At 62.7% G+C, this 25,185-nt stretch carries 24 protein-coding genes; 13 read left to right on the top strand and 11 right to left on the bottom strand.

Annotated elements, in window-relative coordinates:
• Positions 1–111: 111 nt before the first annotated feature.
• A complete protein-coding gene (locus QD356_RS08725; protein WP_043336773.1) occupies positions 112–729 on the top strand; it encodes a YrbL family protein in 618 nt (205 codons plus the stop codon).
• A 138-nt stretch (positions 730–867) separates the two neighbouring features.
• Here the strand turns inward: QD356_RS08725 and bioA are convergent, their stop codons facing one another.
• Both bioA and QD356_RS08715 read right to left on the bottom strand, forming a co-directional pair.
• Positions 868–2,178, bottom strand: a complete 1,311-nt coding sequence (gene bioA / locus QD356_RS08720; RefSeq protein ID WP_225996322.1) for an adenosylmethionine--8-amino-7-oxononanoate transaminase — start codon at positions 2,176–2,178, stop codon at positions 868–870.
• Between the two features lie 75 nt (positions 2,179–2,253).
• Positions 2,254–2,451, bottom strand: coding sequence for a hypothetical protein (locus QD356_RS08715; RefSeq protein ID WP_192837633.1), 198 nt, complete (start codon positions 2,449–2,451; stop codon positions 2,254–2,256).
• A gap of 444 nt (positions 2,452–2,895) precedes the next feature.
• Here QD356_RS08715 and QD356_RS08710 point away from each other — a divergent pair, with 444 nt between their 5' ends.
• On the top strand, positions 2,896–3,279 hold the full coding sequence (locus tag QD356_RS08710; RefSeq protein ID WP_043336770.1) for a histone-like nucleoid-structuring protein, MvaT/MvaU family: 384 nt from the start codon (positions 2,896–2,898) through the stop codon (positions 3,277–3,279).
• A 252-nt stretch (positions 3,280–3,531) separates the two neighbouring features.
• Here QD356_RS08710 and QD356_RS08705 read toward each other — a convergent pair whose 3' ends face one another.
• Positions 3,532–4,356: an anti-sigma factor gene (locus tag QD356_RS08705; protein WP_192837634.1), complete on the bottom strand. Its 825-nt coding sequence runs from the start codon at positions 4,354–4,356 to the stop codon at positions 3,532–3,534.
• Positions 4,353–4,931, bottom strand: coding sequence for a sigma-70 family RNA polymerase sigma factor (locus QD356_RS08700; RefSeq protein ID WP_192837635.1), 579 nt, complete (start codon positions 4,929–4,931; stop codon positions 4,353–4,355). The genes QD356_RS08705 and QD356_RS08700 overlap by 4 nt, the downstream gene beginning before the upstream one ends.
• Before the next feature lie 324 nt (positions 4,932–5,255).
• Between QD356_RS08700 and QD356_RS08695 the strand changes: the two genes are divergently transcribed.
• The 5 genes from QD356_RS08695 to QD356_RS08675 all read left to right on the top strand — a co-directional run bounded on the left by QD356_RS08695 (position 5,256) and on the right by QD356_RS08675 (position 9,813).
• Positions 5,256–6,140: an NAD(+) kinase gene (locus QD356_RS08695; RefSeq protein ID WP_043334090.1), complete on the top strand. Its 885-nt coding sequence runs from the start codon at positions 5,256–5,258 to the stop codon at positions 6,138–6,140.
• Positions 6,141–6,156: 16 nt separating this feature from the next.
• Positions 6,157–7,233 (top strand): metallophosphoesterase, encoded by a 1,077-nt coding sequence (locus QD356_RS08690; protein WP_192837636.1) that lies wholly within the window; start codon positions 6,157–6,159, stop codon positions 7,231–7,233.
• A 301-nt stretch (positions 7,234–7,534) separates the two neighbouring features.
• Positions 7,535–8,440: a rhomboid family intramembrane serine protease gene (locus tag QD356_RS08685; RefSeq protein WP_192837637.1), complete on the top strand. Its 906-nt coding sequence runs from the start codon at positions 7,535–7,537 to the stop codon at positions 8,438–8,440.
• Positions 8,441–8,578: 138 nt separating this feature from the next.
• Positions 8,579–8,854 carry a DUF1315 family protein gene (locus tag QD356_RS08680; RefSeq protein ID WP_043334093.1) on the top strand — a complete coding sequence of 92 codons (276 nt, stop codon included), beginning with the start codon at positions 8,579–8,581 and terminating at the stop codon, positions 8,852–8,854.
• Positions 8,842–9,813 (top strand): DUF2797 domain-containing protein, encoded by a 972-nt coding sequence (locus QD356_RS08675; protein ID WP_279877542.1) that lies wholly within the window; start codon positions 8,842–8,844, stop codon positions 9,811–9,813. Before QD356_RS08680 ends, QD356_RS08675 begins: the two co-directional genes overlap by 13 nt.
• Positions 9,814–9,955: 142 nt before the next feature.
• On the opposite strand, the gene QD356_RS08670 is transcribed toward QD356_RS08675, so the two are convergent.
• Positions 9,956–11,551: a RimK family protein gene (locus QD356_RS08670; protein ID WP_318833277.1), complete on the bottom strand. Its 1,596-nt coding sequence runs from the start codon at positions 11,549–11,551 to the stop codon at positions 9,956–9,958.
• 168 nt (positions 11,552–11,719) lie between these two features.
• Between QD356_RS08670 and QD356_RS08665 the strand changes: the two genes are divergently transcribed.
• The 6 genes from QD356_RS08665 to pepN all read left to right on the top strand — a co-directional run bounded on the left by QD356_RS08665 (position 11,720) and on the right by pepN (position 18,929).
• The gene (locus tag QD356_RS08665) at positions 11,720–12,361 is read left to right on the top strand and encodes an N-acetyltransferase (protein ID WP_192837638.1); all 642 of its coding nucleotides are present in this window, start codon (positions 11,720–11,722) and stop codon (positions 12,359–12,361) included.
• 78 nt (positions 12,362–12,439) lie between these two features.
• Positions 12,440–12,928: a YajQ family cyclic di-GMP-binding protein gene (locus QD356_RS08660; protein ID WP_054556286.1), complete on the top strand. Its 489-nt coding sequence runs from the start codon at positions 12,440–12,442 to the stop codon at positions 12,926–12,928.
• 319 nt (positions 12,929–13,247) lie between these two features.
• The gene (locus tag QD356_RS08655) at positions 13,248–14,090 is read left to right on the top strand and encodes a S1-like domain-containing RNA-binding protein (RefSeq protein WP_192837639.1); all 843 of its coding nucleotides are present in this window, start codon (positions 13,248–13,250) and stop codon (positions 14,088–14,090) included.
• Between the two features lie 156 nt (positions 14,091–14,246).
• On the top strand, positions 14,247–15,458 hold the full coding sequence (locus tag QD356_RS08650) for a glycerate kinase (RefSeq protein WP_192837640.1): 1,212 nt from the start codon (positions 14,247–14,249) through the stop codon (positions 15,456–15,458).
• A 294-nt stretch (positions 15,459–15,752) separates the two neighbouring features.
• Entirely contained in the window at positions 15,753–16,178 is a 426-nt protein-coding gene (locus QD356_RS08645; protein WP_225996323.1) for a YbaN family protein, read from the top strand.
• Between the two features lie 99 nt (positions 16,179–16,277).
• Positions 16,278–18,929 carry an aminopeptidase N gene (gene pepN / locus QD356_RS08640; protein ID WP_192837641.1) on the top strand — a complete coding sequence of 884 codons (2,652 nt, stop codon included), beginning with the start codon at positions 16,278–16,280 and terminating at the stop codon, positions 18,927–18,929.
• Positions 18,930–19,129: 200 nt separating this feature from the next.
• On the opposite strand, the gene QD356_RS08635 is transcribed toward pepN, so the two are convergent.
• From QD356_RS08635 to rsxD, 6 genes are all read right to left on the bottom strand, one after another.
• Positions 19,130–19,417, bottom strand: a complete 288-nt coding sequence (locus tag QD356_RS08635) for a hypothetical protein (RefSeq protein WP_192837642.1) — start codon at positions 19,415–19,417, stop codon at positions 19,130–19,132.
• A 61-nt stretch (positions 19,418–19,478) separates the two neighbouring features.
• Positions 19,479–21,686 (bottom strand): EAL domain-containing protein, encoded by a 2,208-nt coding sequence (locus QD356_RS08630; RefSeq protein WP_192837643.1) that lies wholly within the window; start codon positions 21,684–21,686, stop codon positions 19,479–19,481.
• A gap of 229 nt (positions 21,687–21,915) precedes the next feature.
• The gene (gene nth / locus QD356_RS08625; protein ID WP_043334098.1) at positions 21,916–22,551 is read right to left on the bottom strand and encodes an endonuclease III; all 636 of its coding nucleotides are present in this window, start codon (positions 22,549–22,551) and stop codon (positions 21,916–21,918) included.
• An 88-nt stretch (positions 22,552–22,639) separates the two neighbouring features.
• Complete coding sequence (locus QD356_RS08620) at positions 22,640–23,350, bottom strand: electron transport complex subunit E (protein WP_043334099.1); 711 nt, start codon at positions 23,348–23,350, stop codon at positions 22,640–22,642.
• Complete coding sequence (gene rsxG / locus QD356_RS08615; protein WP_192837644.1) at positions 23,343–24,122, bottom strand: electron transport complex subunit RsxG; 780 nt, start codon at positions 24,120–24,122, stop codon at positions 23,343–23,345. The genes QD356_RS08620 and rsxG overlap by 8 nt, the downstream gene beginning before the upstream one ends.
• Positions 24,119–25,159 carry an electron transport complex subunit RsxD gene (rsxD, locus tag QD356_RS08610; protein WP_192837645.1) on the bottom strand — a complete coding sequence of 347 codons (1,041 nt, stop codon included), beginning with the start codon at positions 25,157–25,159 and terminating at the stop codon, positions 24,119–24,121. Before rsxD ends, rsxG begins: the two co-directional genes overlap by 4 nt.
• Between the last annotated feature and the right edge of the window lie 26 nt (positions 25,160–25,185).

Below are 25,185 nucleotides of genomic sequence, written 5' to 3'. Positions count from 1 at the left end.
ATGAACGTGGGCGCCGCCAAATGGCACAAGTTGGCGTGCCATGACGGCTTTTTGTAGAATGCCACGCTGCCCGGCGGCTGCAGTCGCAGGCGTTATTCAACAGGAGTGCGCATGCTGGAGCTGGAAAATGCCCGCGTCATCGGCATGGGAAATGATCGGCGTGTCTATCAGGACCCGAACGACCCCCATCGCTGCATCAAGGTCCCGCGTTACCCTGACAAGGGCAGCCGCCAGAATGAACGCGAGCAACGCTATTTCGAGGGCCTGGTCAGACGTGGCATGCGCGACTGGTCCTATGTGCCTGCCTACCACGGCAGTGTCGCCACCGCCGAGGGGCTCGGACTGGTCTTCGATCTGATTCTCGACAGTGACGGCTCCACGTCACGTCGACTGCGCGAGGTGCATCTCGAGACCCCCGAGCGCCTGAGCGCCGAGGTGCTGGTGAGCGAGCTGGCCAATCTCTATCGCTATCTCGAGAAACGCTGGTTGATTCCGTCTGATCTCAATGATCGCAATATCGTGGTCCAGTTCAGCGACGACCAGCCGCCCAGATTGTGGCTGATCGACGGTATCTCGAATCCTGACTTCATTCCGCTGGCGACCAGTGTCGCCTGGCTGGCGCGGCGCAAGGTCGCGCGTCGTTATCGTCATTTCCTCAAGAAGCTGGTCAAGGGTGGTCAGCTCTCGCCAGAGGATTACCAGGCACTCGAAGCCCGCCTGTGGGGGTGAATGCCTCTGATGGTGATAGCTCTCGAGACTGGTGGCGCTCGAGAGTGACTGCCCCTGATGGCGCTTGCCTCTGATGGCAATCGCCTTTGATGAACATCGCCAGGGGCAGTCGTGTTGTATGTCAGTGCAATCAGTGCATCAGTGTTCCAGGGTCTCGAAGTAGCTGGTCATCGCATGGGTGATCTGGCGCAAGTCCTGCGGCGAGGTGATATAGGCCGGCATGGTATAGAGCCAGCGACCGAAGGGACGTAACCAGACACCCAGTTCACGGGCATGGGCCTGAGCGCCTGCCAGACTGCTGGCATCGTGCACTTCTATCACCGCCGTGGCACCCAATACGCGTATATCGCGAATGGCGGGGTGGGAGAAATTCAGCAGGGTATCGCGCAACAATTGATTGAGCTCGGCAATCTTGCCCAGATAATTCTCTTCCTCGAATACCGCGAGACTTTCCAGTGCTACCCGACAGGCCAGCGGATTGCCCATGAAGGTCGGGCCGTGCATGAAGGCGCTATTGGCATCCTCGCCATCAAATGTATGGAAGATATGACTCTGGGCCAGGGTGGCGGCATGTCCCAGATATCCCCCCGTCAGTCCCTTGGAGAGCACCATGATGTCAGGAGAGACATTGGCGTGTTCACAGGCAAACATCTTGCCGGTCCGACCGAAACCGGTCGCGACTTCATCGAAGATCAATGCGATCCCGAACTCGTCACATAACTCGCGTGCCGCCTCGAGATAGTAGGGCGAGTACATATTGAGGCCACCTGCCGCCTGCAAGAGAGGCTCCATCAACAATGCCGCTATCTCATGCTGGTGTGTTTCCAGGCAGGCGCGCAATGCGCTGATATCGTCTGCTACCTCGTCACGACTGGCGCTGAAACCGGCAGTCGGCGCCGGTGCGAAATGATGTCTGGGCAGGAAATCGGCGAACAAGGAATGCATGCCTTCTTCGGGGTCACACACTGCCATGCAGCCCGCCGTATCGCCGTGATAGGCCTTCATCAATGACAGCATGCGCGTCCGTCCCCGCGTGTCATCGCGGTCTTTGCGCTGTTGCTGATATTGCACTGCCATCTTCATGGCGACTTCCATGCCCACCGAGCCGCTATCCGAGAAGAAGACATGATTCAGGCCCTCGGGGGTGACGCGCACCAGCGCATCGGCAAGCTCCTTGGCCGGTCGATGGCGAATGCCGCCCAGCATCACATGGCAGAGTTCTGCCGCTTGCTGCTGAATGGCCGCGACGAGACGCGGGTGTCCGTAGCCATGGATCATGCACCACCAGGAACATGTCGCATCCAGCAGTGTCTCACCTCCCGCCAGTGTCATGCGGGCTCCCGTGCCGCCGACCACCTCCAGTGGCGCTGGCATGTCCTGCATCTGGGTATAAGGGTGCCAGAGAGAAAGTGAGTCCGTATCGCGGGTCGGCATCTGGGAGAATGGCATGGAGTGTCTCTGCGAGTGGCGGGAGAGTGGAATGGCTTGAAGACGGCTCAATCTTTGTCAACTTTGACCATTCTATCAGGTTGACGGTGTTTTTGAAGTGACGCTTTCTGGAGAAAGTGTTGCATTTTGCACCACTATTAGTTCGCTACCTGCTTTAGTATGGACTTCTGTTGTTCGTTCATGTGCATGCTTTTCGAGGTGCGCAGGCAATGACAGCCCTACATCGAAAGTCTGCAATCTGACGCCGCCACGCCAACGGGAAAGTGGTTGCATAATACTTCCTTGTGGGTTGTTGTCATGAATTGTGCATATCCCGTGAATATTGGAGGTCCAGTGATGGCGGGCCCTCAAGCCCGATATCAGGTCGTGGTAAAGACTTCTTCGTGTTGTTGCAGAGACACTTTTGGAAGGCCTGTCTTCAGTTGTGACAGGGGATAATGAAGTGCCTGGGCAGTGAGTACTGTTTTTTTGCTGGCTATTGCATTGATCGGAAAGATTGCATACTTTGGAAACATGTTATTTAAGACTTCACCTCGCAGTTGACTCGGTCTATAATCGCCCTTGATCTGGTGTGGGCGCTTAACTGTCCCGAGTGTCCTGCACAAGTCTTTATGAAAACGCGCTGTTAAACATGTACGGCAGATGAATATCGCCGAGCCTCTTTCAGCATCGTGTTTTCGTGACTCAACTGTCTGTCCCGACATCCTGGAGATACTCATGTCCCTGTTGACTGATTTCATGCAGAAAGAGCAAGAGCTCAAGAAACTTCAAGAGCAGCTGGAAAGCCTGCGCAATGATGACCGTCTGAAGAACGAACTCGAATTCAAGGACAAGCTGGACGCACTGATGGGCGAGTACGGCAAGTCCACTCGTGACGTCATCACCCTGCTGGACCCGAAAGCGTCCCAGGCGCCGGCTGCTGCCGCACCGGAAAGCAAGACCGGTGGTGTGCGTCGCAAGCGCAAGCTGAAGGTCTACAAGAACCCGCACACCGGTGAAGTCATCGAGACGCGTGGTGGCAACCACAAGCAGCTGAAAGAGTGGAAGGAAGAGCACGGTGCGGAAACCGTCGAATCCTGGCTCGAGCGCACTGAAAGCTGAGCACTGGCTTTGTTGCCAGCTAGCTGACGCTGTCAGACATGAAAAAGCCCCGCAATCGCGGGGCTTTTTCATGTCTGGCGTTTGACTGACGCTAGACGACGGACTCCCTCTTTTGAGCAGACCTTGAGCAGACCTTGAGCAGGTCTTGAGCAGACCGATAGGGCGCTTTCCCGTGAGACTCGCTGTGAAATTACAGCGTCAGAAAGCGCCACTATCGGCAGCCGTCATGCCCGAGGGCTACCTCGAGGGCTTTCAGCTATCACGCTGATTGAGGTCCACCAGGCGACCGATGGCGAGAATCTTGCCCGTCGGTTTGCCGGTCGGCGAACCGCCTTCTGGCTCCAGTGTCATCTCCAGCAGCTGGCCCGGACTCATGCTGCCGATCTGCTCGGCGCTGAGTTCGATGCCCGCAATCGGGTCGACCAGCCCCAGTGAGCGCGGCCCTTCTTGCGGGTCGGTCAGGGTCCACAGTTCGATGGCGCGATCCGTCGGGCGCTCGATGGAGACCTTCGGTGTCAGCTGCAGGCCACCGCTGGGCGTGACATTGGCCACCCAGGTCGGCGTGCCCGGATCTTCCAGTGTCTGCAGGATAGCGACCATACGTTGCGCGTCGCCGTCAGGTGTCTGGGTAGCCACCTCCGGTGACGTGCCTTCCAGCGGCGCGCTGGGAGAGAAGGGCCCCATCTGCATGACCAGTGCCAGGGCGAGACCTGCCCCCAGACCCAGTCCGAGGCCACCGCCGAGCCAGCGCAGCAGCCAGGGCGCCTTGGTTGAGGTGCTTGCCTGATCTGCGTCATGTCGAGCGGCGTCATCGCGGGTGGCGGAGGACTGCTTGAGGCGCACCAGGCTGGCGTCGATGCGCTTCCATAATGAGTCGGAAGGGGGCTCCGGCGGCAGGCGATCACTCACGCTCAGCCAATGTTGCTGCCAGCGCAGGGCCATGCGTGCGGCATTGTCATCGCTCTCGATCCAGGCGCGCACTTCGGCCTCGCGCTCAGGGTCCAGCAGCCCGAGGGCATGCTCACCCAGCAGCAGGTTCTGTTCTTCGGGAGATTCGGGAATCAGGGGGCTATTCATCGTGACAGGCACTCCTGCAGTAGCTTGAGACCGGCGCGGATGCGTCCCTTGATGGTGCCAAGCGGTGCGCTCAGCTTCTCGGCGATCTGTTCGTGTGTCAGTCCCTTGAAGAAGGCCAGCAGAATGGGCTCGCGTCGCGGCACTTCCAGCTCACCCAGGCAGTCGCTCAACTGATGGGCCGTCTGGCTGTCATCGGCCGCGGTTTCCGGGTTGGCGAGCAGATCGGCCAGCGTGTCGAGCGCATCGCTGTCGCCGCGAGGCGTCCGCCCCTGGGCGCGCAGCTGGTCCAGAGCGCGATAGCGCAGGATGGTAAACAGCCAGGCGCGACCATTGCCGAGTTCTCGGCGGTACTGGCCCGCATTGGACCACAGCTTGATGAAGGCGTCATGGACGGCATCTTCCGCCTGGTCGCGGCTGTTCAACAGGCGCATGGCGAGCGCCAGCATGCGGCCCGATTCAAGATCATAGAGGCTGCGGAACGCGGCCTCGTCTCCGCGTGCACAGGCTTCTATCGCACTGGCGTGGTCAAAGCTTTCCGCCTCTGGCGGACTGACTGACGGCTTCTGTGCTGGCATGGGGCGGCCGGCTCCTTTGGCAGGGGGTCCATTGTTCAGCTGACGGTAAGTGCACCGCCGGGGAATGGCAAGTTGCATGATAGAGGCCTTTGTTCGGGAAAGAATCAACGCCCGTGACGATCGGGATGGCGGTGCGTCAATTGCGGGGGGATAGTCAGGTAACGTCCCGCTTCCCGCCTTGGATGTTCGTGGCCGGTTTTCAGACGTGTCTGGGCGTGGCGTCAGCCGGGCACCTCACATCCGATGGGAAAAGCGCGGCGCGGCTGCATTGCTGCTCGCGCGGTGAGTCCGCATAATGGCCGGCATGACAGCCTGGGAGGCGTGATGAAGCAGCAATTCAATACGATCGGCGTGATTGGCCGACTGGGCAGTGCCCAGGTGGTGGATACGCTCAAGCGCTTGATTCGCTTTCTGGATTCCCGTGGCCTGGCCATGGTGATCGAGGAACGCACTGCCACGCTGCTGCTGGACCACGGTCTGCAGGTGGCCAGCCGCCGTCAGATGGGCGAGCAGTGTGATCTGGTGATCGTGGTCGGCGGCGATGGCAGCCTGCTGGGCGCCGCGCGCGCGCTGTGCCGCAGCGGCACGCCCGTGCTCGGCGTCAATCGTGGGCGACTCGGCTTTCTGACCGACATTCGCCCCGATGAGCTCGAGGAGAAGGTGGCCGAGGTGCTGGGCGGTGACTATCTCAGCGAGCAACGCTTCCTGCTCGAGGCCGAGGTTTACCGTGAAGGCGAGCGCATCGGGGCGGCCGATGGCCTCAATGATGTGGTGCTGCACCCCGGCAAGGCGGCGCGCATGATCGAATTCGAGCTGTTCATCGATGGCCAGTTCGTCTACTCCCAGCGCTCGGATGGCTTGATCGTCGCCACGCCGACCGGCTCGACCGCCTATGCGCTGTCCGGTGGCGGCCCCATCGTGCATCCGCGTCTCGAGGCGATCACCCTGGTGCCGATGTTCCCGCATACCCTTTCCAGTCGTCCGATCGTGATCGATGCGGCCAGCGAGATCATCCTGCATATCAGTGCCAGCAACTCGACCTATCCGCATATCAGCTGCGATGGCCAGACCCAGGTGGTGGCCAAGCCCGGGGATGTGCTCAAGATCCGGCGCAAGAGTGAGCGTCTGACGCTGATTCATCCGCTGGAGCACAACTATTTCGAGATCTGTCGCACCAAGCTCGGTTGGAGCAATCGCCTCGGCGAATGACCTCAAGGCTCACAGCATGCAAGCATTCGTGGCGCCACAGGATGGCTATGACCTTATCGGCGATGTACACGGCTGCGGCGCCACTCTGGCGACGTTGCTGGAGACGCTCGGCTATCACATCGTCGATGGCGTCTATCGCCACCCGACCCGCAAGGTCATCTTTCTCGGCGATATCATCGATCGTGGTCCGCGCATCCGCCTGGCGGTGCAGCTGGCCAGCAGCATGGTCAATGCCGGCGAAGCGCTGATCGTGATGGGCAATCACGAATACAACGCCCTGGCGTATTGCCGGCGCGCACGCCCGCGTGCGGGCGGCGAGCATCGTGATTTCCTGCGCTCGCATACCTCACGTCACAATCGCATCATCCGCGAGACGCTTGACCAATATCAGCATCATCCCGATGAGTGGGACGAGGCGCTGCGCTGGTTCATGCGCATGCCGCTGTGTCTGGAGCTGCCGCCGCTGGCCCCCGGCCAGAGCGGGCTGCGCGTGGTGCACGCCTGCTGGGACGAGCCACTGGTACGTCCCTTCCTGGAGCGCTACCCCGATGGCTGCATCGATGAAGACTTTCTGCATGAGTCCATCGAGCACGACAGCTTCGCCTATCGCGTGCTGGACCGCATGACGCGCGGCGCGAATCTGCGCTTGCCGGAAGGGGTCGAGATCCACTCCGGCGATGGTTTCACCCGCCGAAGCTTCCGCACGCACTTCTGGGCACGTGAGCCCCGCACCTACGGCGATGTCGTCTTCCAGCCCGACAACCTGCCTGGCGAGCTGGAATCGCGCTGGTTGAGCGAGCAGGAGCTGGCCAATCTGCCTTACTACGGGCCAGAGCAGCCGCCGCTGTTCCTCGGACACTACTGGTGCGAGGGCTTGCCGGCGCTGCCGGCCCCCAACATTGCCTGCCTGGATTACAGTGCGGTCAAGTTCGGGCGCCTGGTGGCGTATCGCTTCAGTGGTGAAGCCACGCTGGATGCCGCCAACTTCGTGTGGGTACCGGTACCGCGTGAGCCCTCCCGACGCCCCGTGCCGGAAGAGCTGTCCCGCGACACCCTGTCGAATCAGTCCTTCGCCAATGGCGCCAGTCAATAGCACTGGCTATTAGCACTGGTCATGGGCATGCCCCAATAGCGGCAGTGATGCTGGTGATGAATGGCGATTGTTTTTTACAATCACGCATCAGTGAACCAAAGCTCGATTGCGCACTCTGAGTAAGTGTTCCCTTGAATGATCCTTGCTCAGTCCGGTGCCCCCCACCGGGCTTTTTTTATGTCTGTCATAAAGCCAGACGCCTGCGGCGCTGTGGTAGGTTTTCACAGGCTGGTCTGACTTCTCCTTGTTTATCAACGTGTACTGAGTCTGTTCAGTCGCGTGTCATCTTCAGAGGCATAGCATGTTCAAGGTTCTGACGCTGCCCGAATCCTTCGACAGCCGCCCCCTGCGTGAAGCCCTGTGGGCCGAGAAGATCGGTCACCAGATCACCCTGAGCCAGGCTCGCCCGACAGAGGCTGCGTCTGGCGACGATGCCGAGAGCCACGAGGGCGGCCAGGAGCTGTGGCTGGCCGACCCCGAGCAGCTGCCGCGCGTCATCGCGATGCTCGAGCGCCAGTCACGCGGTGAACCGTTGCGGGACGCCTCCGCAGGCGCCGCGACGGGTGGCGGCGGCAGTTCTCAGTCCCTCATCGCCCTGGTGCGCCAGACGCCGCTGACCTGGCTGGTCGGTCTGGCCTGCTGCGTCACGGTGCTGTTCCAGTATGCGCTGGGCCAGGCGGCGGTATTCGAGTGGCTGGCCATCGTGCCCTTCGAGCTTGTCGGCAGTCAGCATATCGCGCCCGAGCCGCTGTCCGTGACGCTGGCGGGGGAGTGGTGGCGGCTCTGGTCGCCGTCGTTGATGCACTTCGGGGTACTGCACCTGGTGTTCAACCTGCTGTGGCTGTGGGTGTTCGGGCGCCAGATCGAGGCCATCGATGGCGGTTGGCGCTTCGCGATGGTCGTGGTGCTGAGCGGCGTGGCGGCCAATCTGGCGCAATACGCCACCGGCAGCGTGCTGTTCGGTGGGCTGTCGGGGATCGACTTCGCCGTCATCGGCTATGTCTTCATCGCCGCACGCCGCCGCCCGGCGCTGGGCTATCAGATGCAGCGCTCGCTGATGATCTTCATGCTGATCTATCTGGTGCTGTGCATGACGCCGCTCTCGAGCGCCATCGGTCTGGGCGCCATCGCCAACGAGGCGCATCTTGGCGGCCTGTTGACCGGTCTGCTGCTGGGCTGGCTGCTCCCCAGGCGCAGCGCAGCCTGAGCGTTGGCACTTCGGCCCCGGGGATGCCACCTCTGGAAATGACACTGCGCGAAACGACAATGCTAGAATGGCGGCCATCCCCGGTGACTCCGATGGTCCGCCTTCGGCAGTCGTGGACCCGTATCAGGAGAGTATGTGATGAGCAACATGTCCTTTGACGGCATGGTCGAGCAGATGACGCCGACCATCTACGAGAGCCTCAAGCAGTCCATGCAGCTGCGCAAATGGCCGGATGGCCGCGTGCTGACCCAGGAGCAGGTCGAGCTGTGCATGGAAGCCGTCATCAAGTACGAAGCGCACAACAACGTGCCGGCCGAGTCGCGTGTCGGCTTCATCGACAATGGCACCTGTGGGCCGCGTGATGACGACAGCGCCGCAAGCGATGAGCCGGAGCAGATCAAGTGGGTCAACTGACGCTGGATGATGCCCTGAGTGCGGATGAGGCCTCCGGCACGGCTCAGGAAGCCAGTGCTCAGGATGCGGCGCCCATCACGCTGAGTGGTAACCTCCACAAGATGTCCATCGTGCCCGCCGGTGAGGCGCTTGCGATCGATACCTCGTTTGATGCGTCGTCGGTCACGCGGGAGCCGCTGGCGGCCAACTATGGCCTGCGTCTGGGCGAGATTACCCAGCCGCTGAATGCCTATATCGGCCACAAGGTGCGATTGAGCTTCACCGGTCAGATCCACTGCAGCCATTGCGGTCGCAAGACCAAGAAGAGCTTCGCGCAGGGGCATTGCTATCCGTGCTTTCGCAAGCTGCCGCAGTGCGATGGCTGCATCATGAAGCCGGAGACCTGCCACTACGCCGAAGGCACCTGCCGTGATCCGCAGTGGGGTGAGGAGCACTGCTTCCAGCCGCACATCGTCTATCTGGCCAATTCCTCCGGCCTCAAGGTCGGCATCACGCGCAAGACCCAGATGCCGACGCGCTGGTTCGATCAGGGCGCCATCCAGGCGCTGCCCATCGTCGAGGTGTCCAATCGCCTGCAGTCGGGGCTGGTCGAGGTGCTGTTCAAGCAGGCGCTGAACGATCGCACCAACTGGCGCGCGATGCTCAAGGGCGATGTGGCAGAGCTGGACCTGGAAGCCGAGCGGGATGCCTTGCTGGCCCAGATGTCAGAAGGTCTGGCGGCGCTGCAGGCGCATTGCGGTGAAGGCGCCATCCGGGTGCTGGACACCACGGCGCTGGCCTTCGAGTTTCCCGTGCGCACCGCGCCGACCAAGGTCACCTCGTTCAACTTCGACAAGACGCCAGTGGTGGAAGGCGTGCTCGAAGGGCTCAAGGGCCAGTATCTGATTCTCGACAGCGGCGTGATCAATCTGCGCAAGTTCACCGGCTATGAGATCGAGGCTCAGCTCGGCGAGCAATGAGCCGCGGCTGAGCCATAGCCAAGAGCACAGCACCGCACACACGACAGCGCCCACGCTCCTTCATGGAGGGTGGGCGCTGTCGTGTGTGCCTCTAGTTTCTGGTTTCTCGCTTCTTGTTACAGGCTTGCAGACTCGAGGCGCGTCAGCCCAGCACGGGCTGGCGGCGCGCCTGCATACGGGCCAGAAATACCTGCATCACGCGCCGGTAGAGCTCGCGTCCCAGCACCACATCCTCGACGCCGGCATCCAGATTCGGGTTGTCGTTGACCTCGATGACCACCACGCGGTCCTCCAGCTGTTTCAAGTCGACGCCGTAGAGGCCGTCGCCGATCAGACGCGTCGCCTTCAGGGCCGCCTTGATCACGGCCGCTGGCACCTCGCTCGGGTCGACCGTCGCGAAGCCACCGGAGCGGGTGCGCGCGCCGCTGTGGTCGTAGATCTGCCAATGGCCACGCGCCATGTAGTAACGGCTGGCGAACAGCAGCTTGCCGTCGAGCACGCCGATGCGCCAGTCGAACTCGGTCGGCAGCCACTCCTGCAACAGCAGCAGGGCAGAATCATGGAACAGCCGCTCGGCTTCGCGCACCAGTGTCTCGGGGCCATCGATCTTGACGATGCCGCGGGAGAAGGCACCATCCGGCACCTTCATCACCAGCGGGTAGCGCATGTGCTGACCGCGCTCGGCCAGCTGGCGCAGTTCGCCCCGATGAATCAGGCGACCCTGCGGGGCACTCAGGCCGCGTGCCTTGAGAAGCTCATGCAGGAAGACCTTGTTGGTGCAGCGCAGGATAGACTGGCTGTCATCGATCACCACCAGCCCTTCGTGCTCGGCACGCTTGGCCATGCGATAGGTGTGGTGATCCAGACTGGTCGTCTCGCGGATGAACAGGCCATCGAACTCGGCCAGACGGCCTTCATCGCGCCGCGTGATCAGGCTGACATCGATGCCCAGGCGCCGTCCTTCGCGGATGAAATGCTTGAGCGCGGTGCGGTTGGACGGCGGCAGCGCCTCGTCCGGGTCGACCAGCATGGCGAGATCGAAGCGGTAATGGCGACGTGCCTTGGGCGTGCGCCATACCTTGCGCGAATGGCGATTGAGCGCCTGGGCGAAGCTGTCTTCATCCGCCGCTGCCAGGTGGCTCAGGGATTGCGGGCGCACTCGCTTGAGCACCCAATGTTCGCCTCTGCCTTCAAGACGCACCTCCAGCAGCGGGCAGGGCAGGCGCTCGAACAGCTTGCGTGCGAGACGCGCAAGCGCGGGGTCTGCGCTCTCGCCGAAGGTCAGCAGCAGGTCGAGGCGTGGCGGCTTGCCAGCTCCATGCGTCACGCCTTGCGGGGCGGGCAGGGCGCCCTTGCGTGTCAGTTCCTCGAGCAGCACGCGGATGCCGCCCAGCTCCATGTCGATCAGCGACTTGCGTGACAGCTGATTGAGGGTCTCCACCGACGGCAACGCCTTCTGACCGCGCGCCTGGGCCAGCAGCGAGACGTAATAGCCGATGCCCAGGTAATCCAGTCCGCCACACAGATTGATGACGTGGGTGGCGGGCTGCGGCGCATCGTCGGCGCGCTGGGCTGGCGCATCGCTTGAGAGTTCGGAAAGAAAGTCATGGGCGCTGATGACATCATCACTGGGATAGAAGGCGCGCCAGTCAGAAACACGGTCAACCACGATACGCAGGCGGGACATTGCGAAGCCTCGCAAGGCGGGCACCGAAGCGGTGCCGAATGCGCGCATCATGAGAAACAATCCCCGTCATCGCAATAGGCTGGAAAGTGAAATAATTTCATGCAAAGAGACCAAGACAAGACGCGCCTGCATGCCCAGAATGCAGCGCATTGCTACCGCCCCGCGACACGCTGATCCTCGGACAGCGTCAGGGCGCTGACAGGCGGGAGAGCCTGCACCATGACCCCCATTCTGCGCCCGGCCATCCGGGCCGATCTCGACGCTCTGGTAGAGCTCGAGGAAGTCAGTTTCGACAGCGACTGGTTCAGTCGTCGTCAGCTGTCCCATCTGATTCTGCGTGCCCATGCCCGTACCCTGGTGATCATCCAGCCCGATGACGATGTCATCCCGTCCGCACCGGCGGTGGACGATGTGATGGCCGCGCTATGGCCGGCCGGTAGCGTCGAGCGCGATGACGCCACGCCGCTGCGCAGCGTGCTCGGCTACGGCACCGTGCTGTTTCGGCGCAATTCACGCCGGGCGCGACTCTATTCCTTCTGCCTGCATCCGGAATCGCGTGGCCGCGGCCTTGCCCAGCGCATGCTGACATCGCTTGAGCAGCTGGCCATCGCGCAGGGCTGTACGCAGTTCGATCTTGAGGTGCACACCGGCAATGGCGCGGCGATCGCGCTCTACGAGCGTCACGGCTTCGAGAAGTGTGGTCGCCTGCGCGATTACTATGCCGACGGGGCCGCCGCCTGGAAGATGCGCAAGGCATTGACGCTGGATTCGCCGGCGCCGATGGCTGAGGAACTCGCGGCCGGTGATGCCGGTGAAGCGCACCCGAGGCCGCCCTCGACGGTGAATGCCGGCGCCGCCTGAGCCAGGGGCATGGCGCGCGTGGCCCCCATGGGCTAGGATGCGCTGTTTATTCTTCATGGCTTCAAAGGAATCGCTCCCATGCCGTCATTCGATATTGTCTCCGAACTCGACAAGCACGAAGTTCAGAATGCCGTCGATCAGGCCAATCGCGAACTCGCGACGCGCTTCGATTTCAAGGGCGTGACTGCCAGCTTCGAACTCGAGAAGGAAGAGAACGTCAATCTGGAAGCCGACGCCGACTTCCAGTTGCGTCAGATGATCGAACTGCTCAAGGGCCGTCTGATCGCGCGCGGCATCGACGTGCGCTGCCTGGAAGAGAAGGACGCCGACACCGCTGGCGTGCGTGCCCGTCAGCAGCTGGTGCTGCGTCAGGGGCTGGACCAGCCGACCGCCAAGAAGATCGTCAAGGCGCTCAAGGATGCCAAGCTCAAGGTCCAGGCACAGATCCAGGGCGAGAAGGTCCGCGTCACCGGCAAGAAGCGTGATGACCTGCAGGGCGCCATGGCGCTGCTCAAGGGCGATGAGAGCCTCGAGCTGCCGCTGCAGTTCAACAACTTCCGCGATTGATCCAGCGCGCAAGTGACTGGCGATCGCCATTCTCAGCACCGTTCGCTATCGGCGTGCGGTGCTGTATTCGTTTGATTCGTTTGATTCGTTTGATTCGCTGATTTGCGGTGTCGTGAGAGTCACTGATTCGCTTGTTTTCTGGATCAACAGATTCGCTTTGAAAGCGTCATGTCTCGTCGCTGGCGCTACGCTTGTCCAGCTCGGTGCTTCACTCGAGACGACCGGACGCGTCGCTTTCAAAGCGTTTCACCCTATTCGTACGTAATATCTGCGCCATGCGGGCCGCTTCGGCACCCGACAACGCGCAAAGAGAGGTTATATGTCTGCTCCGCTCGCTATCGGCCAGCGCAACACCCTGACGATCACCAAGCGGGTCGGCTTCGGCGTCTTCCTCGATGGTGGGGATCGCGGGGAAATCCTGCTGCCGACGCCCTTCATTCCGGCGGGGGCCGACATCGGTGACGAAGTCGAAGTCTTCGTCAGCCTGGATGATGAAGACCGCCTGCTGGCCACCACGCGCTATCCGCGTGCCATGGTCGGCGAATTCGCCGCGCTCAAGGTGGTCGAGGTCAATGACATCGGCACCTTCCTCGACAATGGCCTGGGAAAGGACTTGCTGCTGCCCTACGGCGAGCGCAAGCGTGAGCTCAAGGCCGGCCAGTTCGCCATGGTGCACGTCGGTCTCGACAAGCACAGTGACCGCATGGTCGCCTCGATGCGTCTGGATCGCTGGCTCGACAAGACTCCGGCCACCTACGCGGTGGGCCAGGAAGTCTCCGGTCTGGTCGCTGCGCGCACCGACCTGGGCATGAAGATCATCATCGAAAACGCCCATTGGGGCCTGGTGCACCACGACCGTATCTTCACGCGTCTGCGCATCGGCAACCGTCTGCGTCTGTGGGTGTTGAAGAATGACGGCAACGGCAATGTCGATCTCACGCCGCAGGCGCCGGGTCCGGCCGGCCATCAACAGCTGGCGGACCGCATTCTGGCCGCGCTGGAAGCCAGTCAGGGCGTGCTGCCGCTGGGCGACAAGAGCGAGCCGGAAGCCATCAGCGAAGCCTTCGGTGCCAGCAAGGCCAACTTCAAGCGCGCCATCGGTCACCTGAAGCGCGAAGGCAAGGTCACGCTGGCGCCCACCGAGACGCGTCTGGTCAAGTAAGCGCCACTTGTCAGCCTGTACTGCCACCCTCGGGAGACCGACGGGTGGCAGTTTGCGTTTCAGGGTCCCGCATGGCACCAATGACAGCGTATCATTGGGGTATCTTGCGCTGAGTCGCCCCCATTCGCTCCTTCACCTTCGACAAGGAATGTCTGCATGACTGTCTCCGCTTCTGCTGCCTCCGCTTCTTCTGGTCCCTCAACTTCTGCTGGCTCGCCGCGTCTGTTGATTGCTCCTGACAGCTTCAAGGAAGCGCTGGCAGCCAGTGATGCCGCCGAGGCCATGGCGCGGGGTGTTCGCCGGGTATTGCCCGAGGCACAGATCGATCTCTGCCCGCTGGGGGATGGCGGTGAGGGCACGCTGGCGGCGTTGTTGGCGGCGGCCAGTGAAGCAGACCCCATCGAGGCGCGCAGCGCTCAGGTGCGTGATCCGCTCGGGCGTGAAGTTACCGCCCAGTGGGGCTGGCAGCCGGGTAGCCGCACGGCCATCGTCGAACTGGCCGAAGCCAGTGGTCTGCATCTGGTCAGCCCTGATGAGCGCGACGCGCGGGTCGCCGACACGCATGGCGTGGGCGAGCTGATCCTGGCGGCGCTGGACGCCGGTGCCGAGCGACTGATCGTCACCCTGGGCGGCAGCGCCACCAACGATGGCGGCAGCGGCATGCTGCGCGCGCTCGGGCTGCGTCTGCTCGACGCTGATGGCAATGAGCTGCCCGCAGGTGGCGCGGCCCTCGCGCGTCTGGCGAGCCTGGACGTCACTGCGCTGGACCCACGCCTGGCCAACCTCAAGGTGTCTGCCGCGGTCGATGTCGACAACCCCCTGTGTGGTCCGCGTGGCGCGAGCGCCGTCTTCGGCCCGCAGAAGGGCGCCGATGCCGAGGTGGTCGAGGAGCTGGATGCGGCACTGGCCCACTTCGCGCGCCTGAGCGCGGAAGTGCTGGGCGCAGACCAGCAGCAGTTGGCCGGTGCAGGGGCCGCAGGCGGCATGGGCTACGCGGTGGCGGCCTGGTTGAACGGCGAGTTGCGCCCGGGCATCGAGCTGGTGATGGAGCGCCTCAACGTGAGTGAACGCCTGGCGGGCTGTGATCTGCTGATCACCGGGGAAGGCGGCCTGGATGGCCAGAGCCTGGGCGGCAAGACCCCCATCGGTGCCGCGCGTGCCGCGCGAGCCGCCGGGGTGCCCGCCATCGTGTTGGCGGGGCGACTGGCCGAGGGCTGGCAAGCCGCCCATGATGAGGGGGTCAGTGCCGTCTTCACGCTGTGTGACAGTGCCATGCCGCTTGAGCAGGCGCTGGCGCGCACCTCGGAGCTGCTGACTGACCGCTGCGAGGCCATCATGCGTCTCTGGCAGTTGGCGCAACGTAGCTGATCGCAGCCCGGCTGATCGCAGCGCGGCTGATCGCAGCGCGGCTGATCGCAGCCCGGCTGACCGCAGCTAAACCACGCCCGGCTCGACGGATTGCGGCATCGAATCCGGCCGCAGACAGCGGCCCACGGCCCCCATGGCGGGGGGCGTGGCCTTTCGCGATATCGGCAAGCCCGTTACCATGCACGCAGTTGCTATCAGGCGGATAGTCAGAAAGTACTTTTCCCATGAACGACTTGGCGTTTGACTGATAGCAGGAAGCACACGGTGTGTGACCGCAGGTGGTGAGGAACCGACATGATGATCTTTCGGCGCATGAAGCGTATCTGCTGGCTTGGCCTGGCCTGGTTGTTCTTCGGCATCGGCTTCGCTGGCATGTTTCTGCCGCTGCTGCCCACCACCGTCTTCATGCTGCTGGCGCTGGCCTGTGCCAGCCGAGGCTCACCGCGCTTTGCGCGCTATATCCGTGAACATCCCCAGATCGGGCCGACACTGGTGGCCTGGGAGCGCGAACGCGCCATTCCGCTGCGCGCGCGCATCATGGCGGTCAGCATGCTGGCCGTCTCGATGCTGATCATCCTGTTCACCGTCTCAGTGCTGGCCGTCAAGGTCTCGCTGCTGGTCTTCCTGTCGCTGCTGGCACTCTGGCTGGCCACGCGCCCGGAGCCCAAGGGCGAGGGGGCGAACCTTGCCGTCAGTGGCGAATCCCTTCCGCGCGAATGAGCGCTTCATCGCGGGCAGGTGAGGTGTCTGCTCCCTCGCTGTCCGCTGTCTTCCTGCCGTGAGGAGTCCTCTCCCGCGGCGCTGATTGCGGAGTCTTTGATGTCACAACCTGCAGCGATTCATCTTGCCGATTATCAGGCACCCGCCTGGCGTGTGCTGGACACCCGTCTGACGTTTGATCTGGCACCGTCGGCGACCCGTGTGACGACCGTGCTGACCCTCGAGGCCAATCCCGATGCCGCCGTGGGCAGTGATGCCACGCCGCCGCTGGTGCTCAATGGCGAGCATCTGACGCTTGAGTCCGTGCGTGTCGATGGGCGAGCGCTGGCCAGTGATGAATACAAGCTCGACGAGACTCACCTGACCTTGGCCGGCCTGCCGGCCAACTGTGAGCTCGAGACGGTGGTGGTGATCGACCCGGCCGCGAATACCGCGCTGGAAGGGCTTTATGTGTCCTCGGGCATGTTCTGCACCCAGTGCGAGGCCGAAGGCTTCCGTCGCATCACCTACTACCCGGACCGCCCGGACGTGATGTCGGTGTTCACCACCACCATCATCGCCGACAAGGACAGCTACCCGATCCTGCTCTCCAACGGCAATCCCGTCGAGCGTGGCGAGCACGAGGGCGGTCGTCACTTCGTCACCTGGCAGGACCCGCATCCCAAGCCGTGCTATCTGTTCGCGCTGGTGGCGGGAGACCTGGTCAAGCATGACGACAGCTTCACCACCATGAGTGGCCGTGACGTCGCTCTGGAAATCTGGGTCGAGCCGGAAAATCTCGACAAGACCCAGCACGCCATGAACTCCCTCAAGGCCTCCATGAAGTGGGACGAGGAAGTCTACGGTCGTGAATATGATCTCGACATCTTCATGATCGTCGCGGTCAACGACTTCAACATGGGCGCGATGGAGAACAAGGGCCTCAACATCTTCAACAGCGCCTGCGTGCTGGCCAACCCCGATACCACCACCGACGCCGCCTTCCAGCGCGTCGAAGGGGTGGTCGCCCATGAGTACTTCCACAACTGGTCGGGCAACCGCGTCACCTGCCGTGACTGGTTCCAGCTGTCCCTGAAGGAAGGCTTCACCGTCTATCGCGACCAGACCTTCTCCGCCGACATGAACTCGGCGCCGGTCAAGCGTATCGAAGACGTCGCCATGCTGCGTACCGCGCAGTTCGCCGAAGATGCCGGCCCCACCGCACACCCGGTACGCCCGGCGTCCTATATCGAGATTTCCAACTTCTACACCCTGACCATCTACGAGAAGGGTTCCGAAGTGGTGCGCATGGTCGCCAATCTGCTCGGGGAAGAGGCCTTCCGCCGTGGCAGTGACCTCTACTTCGCGCGCAACGATGGCAGCGCCGCCACCATCGAGGACTTCATCAGCGCGATGAGCGAAGCCTCCGGCCGCGACTTCAGCCAGTTCATGCGCTGGTACTCCCAGGCCGGAACGCCGAACATCGCCGCCAGCGGCACCTTCGATGCCCAGGCTGGCACCTATTCCCTCACGCTGCGTCAGTCCACGCCGCCTTCGCCGGGGCAGGCGGAGAAGCTGCCGCTGGTGATTCCGGTGCGCATGGGGCTGGTCGGCGCCGATGGCAGCGATCTGACGCTGACCCTCGACGGCGAAGCGCTGGGCACGGAAACCGTGCTGGAGCTGACCGAAGCCGAGCAGACCTTCGTCTTCACCGGCCTTGCCGGCGCTGCCGAGCCGGTGCCGTCGCTGCTGCGTGGCTTCTCCGCGCCGGTCAAGCTGACCTTTGACTACAGCCGTGAGCAGCTGGCCTTCCTGATGCAGCACGACAGCGATGGCTTCAACCGCTGGGATGCCGGTCAGCGTCTGGCCATGGCAGCGCTTGAAGACCTGATGGCGGCCTGGCAGCGTGGCGAGCAGGAGGCCCAGCTGGATGAGCGCCTGCTGGCCGCCTATCGCTTCCTGCTCCAGAGCGAAGCTTCCGATCGTGCGGTGCTGGCCGAGATGCTGACGCTGCCCTCGGAGGCCTATATCGCCGAGCAGCAGAGTGTCGTCGATGTCGATGCCATCCACTGGGCGCGCAAGACCGCCAAGGCGCAGCTGGCCAGTACGCTGCGCGATGATTTCGTGGTGCTCTATCACGCCAATGCGCAGCAGGGTGACTACGCGCCGACCTTCGAGCAGATGGCGCGTCGCAGTCTCAAGAATGCCGCGCTCAGCTATCTGATGAGCATCGAGGACGAGGAGGGCGTGCGTCTGGCCCAGGCTCAGCTGGCGGCGGCCCACAACATGACCGACGTGCGTGCCGCGCTGACGATGCTGGTGCACTCCTCACGCACCGACCTGGGTGACCCGGCGCTCAAGTCCTTCGCCGAGCGCTGGTCGCATGATCCGCTGGTGATGGACCAGTGGTTCTCGATCCAGGTCACGCGTCCGCAGGCCGATGTGCTGGACCGCGTGCGCTTCCTGATGGAGCACCCGGCCTTCTCGTTGACCAACCCCAACAAGGTGCGTGCATTGATCGGCGCCTTCGCCGGCCAGAACCGCGTCAACTTCCACCGTCTCGACGGTGAAGGCTATCGTCTGTTGGCGGATGTGGTCATCGAGCTCAATCGTCTGAATCCGGAAATCGCGGCGCGCATCATCACGCCGCTGACGCGCTACAAGCGTTTCGATGCCAAGCGTCAGGACTTGATGAAGGCAGAGCTTGAGCGTATCCGTGGCGAGAAGCTCTCGAACAACCTGTATGAAGTCGTGGAGAAGGCACTGGCCTGATCCTCTGAGCTGACCCTTGAAGACGGACGGCAGTCATCGCGCGATGCGGTGACTGCTGCTGACATGAAAAAGCCCCTGCCGAATGGCAGGGGCTTTTTCATGTCACGAGCCTGGCGCAAGTCCCGTCAGGGCATCGCTTTCAAGACCATCGCGTATACGATCATTGCGTACACGGTCATCGCTTTAAGGGTCATCGCGCGTCAGGCAATCATCCAGCCCAAGAAGGTCAGGCCGATGAAGGTCATCAATAGCCCGCCGATGATGGAGCCTCTCAACAGTGACGTGATGCCCTTGAAGAGCAGGTAAAGTCCCAGAATCAATCCCAGCAGGCTGAACAGCGAAGTGCTGAGCCCCAGCTCACCAGTGAGGCCATTGAAGAATCCCGATAGGGCATCATCGAAGTTGGCGAAGAAACCGCTCAGACCTTCGACGATGAAGCGAATGGCAGCACCCAGTTGCGTGCCGATCCAGTTGAAGAAGTCTTCCATAACGCATGATGTCCAGACAGAAAAGAGGCCCCAGTGTGCCATGAAAGACGCGGATGCGCTGTCATCCGAGCTGATACTTGGCGGTGAATGCCTCGATCGCCATCGGCTTATCCATCAGATAGCCCTGCAGGGCATCACAGCCCATCTCCAGCAGCAGTTCGCGCTGCCTGGGGGTCTCGACGCCTTCCGCCACCACGCACATGCCCAGCTCACGCCCCAGCTGCACCATGAAGTTCACCATGCGGCGGTTCATCTCGTCGTTCTCGAGATCATTGACGAAGCTGCGGTCGACCTTGAGCTCATCGAAGGGCAGGTGCTTGATGTAGGTCAGGGAGGAGAAGCCGGTGCCGAAATCATCCAGTGACAGGCGCAGGCCCAGCGAGCGCAGCTCGTGCATGCGTGCGACCGTGGCGGGCATGTCGGTGGCGAAGACGTTTTCGGTCAGCTCCAGCTGCAGATATTGCGGGTCAAGCGTGTGCTGGCTGAGTGCCTTGGCGACATTGCCGACGTAGTGAGGGGAGTCCAGCTGCTTGACGCTGACATTGACCGACAGATAGATCTTTGCGAAGGCGGTGCCTTTCTGCCAGTCCTCCAGCAGCTTGCAGGCCTGCTCCAGTACCCAGTCGCCGAGGCTGTCGATCAGCTGGCTCTTCTCGGCCAGCGGAATGAATTCATAGGGCGAGATATTGCCGAGCTTGGCGTGTCGCCAGCGCAACAGGCACTCGGCGCCGACCAGCTTGAGTCCCCGATCGAATTGCGGCTGTAATTCCACGTAGAGCTCTTCATTCTCGATGGCGCGGCGCAGGTCATTTTCCAGCTGCACGGCGCGCTCAAGCTCCACGCGCATGCTGGGATCAAAGCGGACGGTCTGGTTGCGCCCGGCCTCCTTGGCGCGATACATCGCGATATCCGCGCGCCGGATGAGCTCCTCCGCACTCAGATGGCGATCATGGAACATGATGCTGCCCAAGCTCGCCGAGCTGTGATGTTGCAGCGGCTGCGACTGTGGGCCCAAGAGCGAATACGGCTGGTTGAGCGCCTGCTGCAGGCGCTCCATCAGCTCATCCAGTTCGCGACAGGCAGTCTGTGGATCATGGCTCAGGGGCTGAACCAGGATGACGAACTCGTCCCCGCCGAAGCGCGCCACCAGGTCGCTGTCACGCACCGTGGAGCTCAGGCGATGCGCCACCTCGATCAACAGATGGTCGCCGGTGGTATGCCCCAGCAGGTCGTTGATCTTCTTGAAGTGGTCCAGATCGATGAAGATGAGCGCGCCGTGGGTGTCACGGGCGTCGGTGATGATGATGGCCTGCTGCAGGCTGTCGATCAGGGTGGCTCGGTTGGCCAGCTTGGTCAGCGAGTCGAAGCGGCTGTGCTGGTGCAGCAGGGCCTCTGATTCGACGATACGCGTGATATCGGTGATCGAGCCAATCATGCGTAGCGGATTGCCTTCGCTGTCCCGCTCGATGACATCGCCCTTGTCGATCACCCAGACCACATCGCCACCGCGGGTCAGCATGCGGTGGCGGTGATAATAGGCCGTCTTGCCCGCCATGCAGTCCTGGATGGCGATCATCGTCTCGGGCTTGTCCTCGGGGTGCAGCAGGCTTGCGAATTCTTCCAGGCTGTTGCTGAGCTCGCTCTCCGGGATGCCCAGAATCTGTGACCAGCGGCGATTGTGCGTCACGGAGCTGGTCAGGATGTTCCAGTCCCAGAAGCCTTCCAGCGAGGTGTCATAGATGTGGTCGATCTGGCGGGTCTTGCGCTCATGCTCACGGACTTCGGTGGTGATGTTGTGCGCCAGAACGGCGACCAGCGGCTGGCCGTGAATGTCATGGAAGGGCTGCTTGATGGAGCGGAAGTGGTTGACCTCGCCGGTGGTGCCGTCGGTGGCATCCTCGAAGATCGTCTCGCGCTCGAACCTGCTGAGCACCTGCTCCACGCTGCGCCTGAAGAAGTGGCTCTGCTCGGTATTGCCGGTGTAATGGCTGTCATCGCGCCCGATGATGTCCTCGCGCGAGGTGCCATAGAATTCGGTCAGGGTGCGATTGGCATAGCGAAACAGCCCCTTGGCATCCTTGATGAACAGGATGTCGGGGTGGGTGTCGACCAGGGTGCGCAGCAGGTGGTTCTCGGCTTCCAGTGCCTCGAGACGTGACGACATCTCCTGCAGTCGCGAGTGCAGGCAGCTGTCATCAGGCTGGCGGGAATCGTCGGAGCCTTCTGGGCGAGGAGAGCGGCGATCCCCTGCATCGGAAGGTGCGGTCATGGCAGGTTCCTGAGGCGACGGTCTGTGCGCTCAGTCTACGTTGCCGCTCGGTTGAATAGGCGGGGAGGAAGGGTTCATGCTCAATCAACGATCATGCATGCAGCCCACGCTGCAGGCCACGCAGGCAGTCTACGCAGGATCGGGGCTTACGCCAGGCGCCTGGTGATCAAATCCCAGTCATCAAGCCCCTGATCATGAAGAAGTCATCAAATTCTCGTGCCTTGCGGCGTTACAAGTCGACCTTGTCCTTGTACTCGCAGAGATCTTCGATGATGCAGCTGCCGCAGCGGGGCTTGCGTGCCACGCAGGTGTAGCGGCCATGCAGGATCAACCAATGGTGGGCATCGACCAGAAACTCCTTGGGCACATGGCGCATCAGCTTGTGCTCGACCTCCAGCACGTTCTTGCCCGGGGCGATGCGCGTGCGGTTGGAGACACGGAAGATGTGCGTGTCCACCGCCATGGTCGGCTGGCCGAAGGCGGTGTTGAGCACCACGTTGGCGGTCTTGCGTCCCACGCCCGGCAGCGCTTCTAGCGCCTCGCGAGTCTGCGGCACCTCGCCACCATGCCGTTCGATCAGCATGCGGCAGGTCTTGATGACGTTCTCGGCCTTGGTGTTGAACAGGCCGATCGTCTTGATGTACTCCTTCAGGCCCTCGACGCCCAGCGCGAGGATGCTCTCCGGCGTATTGGCGACCGGATACAGCTTCGCCGTGGCCTTGTTGACGCCCACATCCGTCGCCTGCGCCGACAGCAGCACCGCGATCAAAAGCTCGAAGGGCGTTGACCAGGCAAGCTCTGTGCGTGGCTCAGGATTCTCGTTGCGCAGACGGGTGAAGATCTCGAGGCGTTTCTGGGCGTTCATGATATCTCGGGTACGGCGGTAAGGGCTTGGGAGCAGGCGTCGTCGACACAGGCCGTCAGGCAGCGGGCTGACAGCCTGTGTGAGGGGCTCAGGAGATGGTGCCGGTCACGCGTACACGACGCGATACCTTGGGCGCATCAGCGTTGGCTGCCTTGCGGCGCTGCTCGAGACGCTCATCGATGGTCTTCTTGCCCGCGATGATCAGCCCCATGCAGAAGAAGGCGCCCGGCGGCAGCACCAGGAACAGGAAGGAGTAGTCCGGGAAGATCGTCAGCTGCCAGTCGGCGGCCATCGGCCCGACGAGCAGTTCCATGCCCGCAAACAGCGTGCCCTGGCCGAACAGCTCACGCATGCCACCCAGCAGCACCAGCACGGCCATGAATCCCAGCCCCATCATCAGGCCATCGGTGGCCGCCGGCAGCACGGGGTGCTTGGCGGCGAAGGCATCGGCACGCCCGAGAATCGCGCAGTTGGTGACGATCAGCGGAATGAAGATGCCGAGAATCTGATAGAGCTCATAGGTGTAGGCCTTCATCAGCAGCTCGGCACAGGTCACGAACGAGGCGATGATCATCACGAAGGCCGGCAGGCGCACTGCAGAAGGCACCAGATTGCGGATCAGCGACACCGCCACGTTGGAGCCGATCAACACCAGCAGCGTGGCAAGCCCCAGCCCGATGGCGTTGACGACGCTGGCGGTGACGGCCAGCAGCGGACACAGGCCCAGCAGCTGTACCAGCGCCGGGTTGTTGTCCCACAGGCCGTCGCGGCTGATCTTGCCAAGCGAGATATCACTCATGAGGTTCGTCTCCACCGTGTTCAGAAGGCGCTGATGGCGTGAGCGTGCCATCAGCGGTGGGAGCTTGCGTGTCTTGCTGGGCCTTGGCAGCGCGGCGGGTCGCGGTCAGCGTCTCGCTGTCGCCGGCCAGCAGCGCCGTGCGGTGCGCCATGAAGTAGATCAATGCCTGACGAACGGCACCCACCACGGCGCGCGGGGTGATGGTCGCACCGGTGAACTGGTCGAAATCACCGCCATCCTTGTTCACCTTCCATTCCACCGAGCTGAGCGTCTGGTCATCGAATTCGTGAATCCAGTCGGACTTGCGCGCTTCGATCTTGTCGCCCAGCCCCGGGGTCTCGGCGTGCTTGACGGCACGCACTCCGGCCACGCTGCCATCGGCACGGATTCCGACCAGCAGGCGGATATCGCCGCTGTAACCCTTGCCGGTCACCACCGGCAGCAGCACCGCGACGGTCTCGCCATTCCGGGTGGCGCGCCAGCCGGTATCGGCGCTCTCCAGACCCAGCACCTGAGAAGGCGGCAGGGCGAAGGCTGCGTCGAGCAGGTCATTGTCGTGCAGCGACGGCGGGATGATCTCGGCCAGCGCCGCGCTCTGGGCGGCACGCTCGTTGTCGGCGATGGTCTCGGCGGTGGTCATCTGGGTCACGGCGACGACGCCTGCGGTGACGACGGCGAAGACCGCCAGGCCCAGCGCTGCCCGCGCGATGGTGTGCTTCAGACCCTGCGCGGCCTGGGCTTGCTGTTCGGGCTGATCAGGCGTCAGGCTCATGCCTTGTCCTCCAGCTTGATGCCGCGACGGGCCTTCTTGTGACCATAGCTGCGTGGCTGGGTGTAGTAATCGATGAACGGCACGCTGAAGTTCATCAGCAGCACCGCGAAGGCGATGGCGTCAGGATAGGCGCCGAAGGTGCGAATCAGGTAGATCAGCACGCCGATGCCGACGCCGTAATAGAGCTTGCCCTTGTTGGAGGTCGCCGCCGTGACGGGGTCCGTGGCGATGAAGAAGGCGCCGAAGATCGCCGCACCGCACAGCAGGTGGAACAGGGGGCTGGCGTGCTGCTCGCCATCCACGAAGGCGAAGATGGCGGAGATCACCGCCAGGCTGCCCAGCATCGCCACCGGGATATGCCAGGTGATCAGGCGACGCGCCAGCAGCACCAGGCCGCCGAGGCCCCAGGCGATGGCCGTCTGCTGCCAGGCCAGCAGGTTGGCGGCAGGCAGCAGGCTCGGGTCTGCCCAGAACTCGCTGCTGGAAAACTCGCCCTTGTTGCGGAAGGCGTCCAGCGGCGTGGCGCCGGTCAGGGCATCTGGCGTGGGGATCACGCCGAAGAACTGCTGCAGGCTGTCAGTGAAGCCGAGTGCGAAGCCATCCGGGGACGACCAGCGCGACATCTCGACCGGGAAGGAGATCAGCAGCAGCGCGTAGGCGACCATCGCCGGGTTGAATGGATTCTGGCCCAGACCACCGTAGAGCTGCTTGGCGACCACGATGGCCGCGATCACGCCGGTCAGTACCAGCCACCAGGGCGCCAGCGGCGGCAACGACACCGCCAGCAGCACGCAGGTCACCAGCGCCGAATTGTCCTTGAGGAAGAAGCTGACCGGACGGCCACGCAGCTTGAGCAGCAGTGCCTCGAGGGCGACACCCGCCAGACAGGCGAAGACGAGGTTGAACAGCACACCCCAGCCATAGTGCCAGCACAGCACGGCGATACCCGGCAGCGTCGCGGCCAGCACCCAGGCCATCACGCGCGAGGTGGCGGTTGGCCCGTGGGCATGGGGGGAGCTTGCATGCATCAGGCTCATGAGACGGTCAGATCCTTGCGGTAAAT

It is taken from the genome of Cobetia sp. 2AS (assembly GCF_029846355.1).
GTDB classification, from domain to species: domain Bacteria; phylum Pseudomonadota; class Gammaproteobacteria; order Pseudomonadales; family Halomonadaceae; genus Cobetia; species Cobetia amphilecti.
Note: the sequence above shows the minus strand (reverse complement) of the source record. Positions and strands in the feature narration are given on the sequence as shown.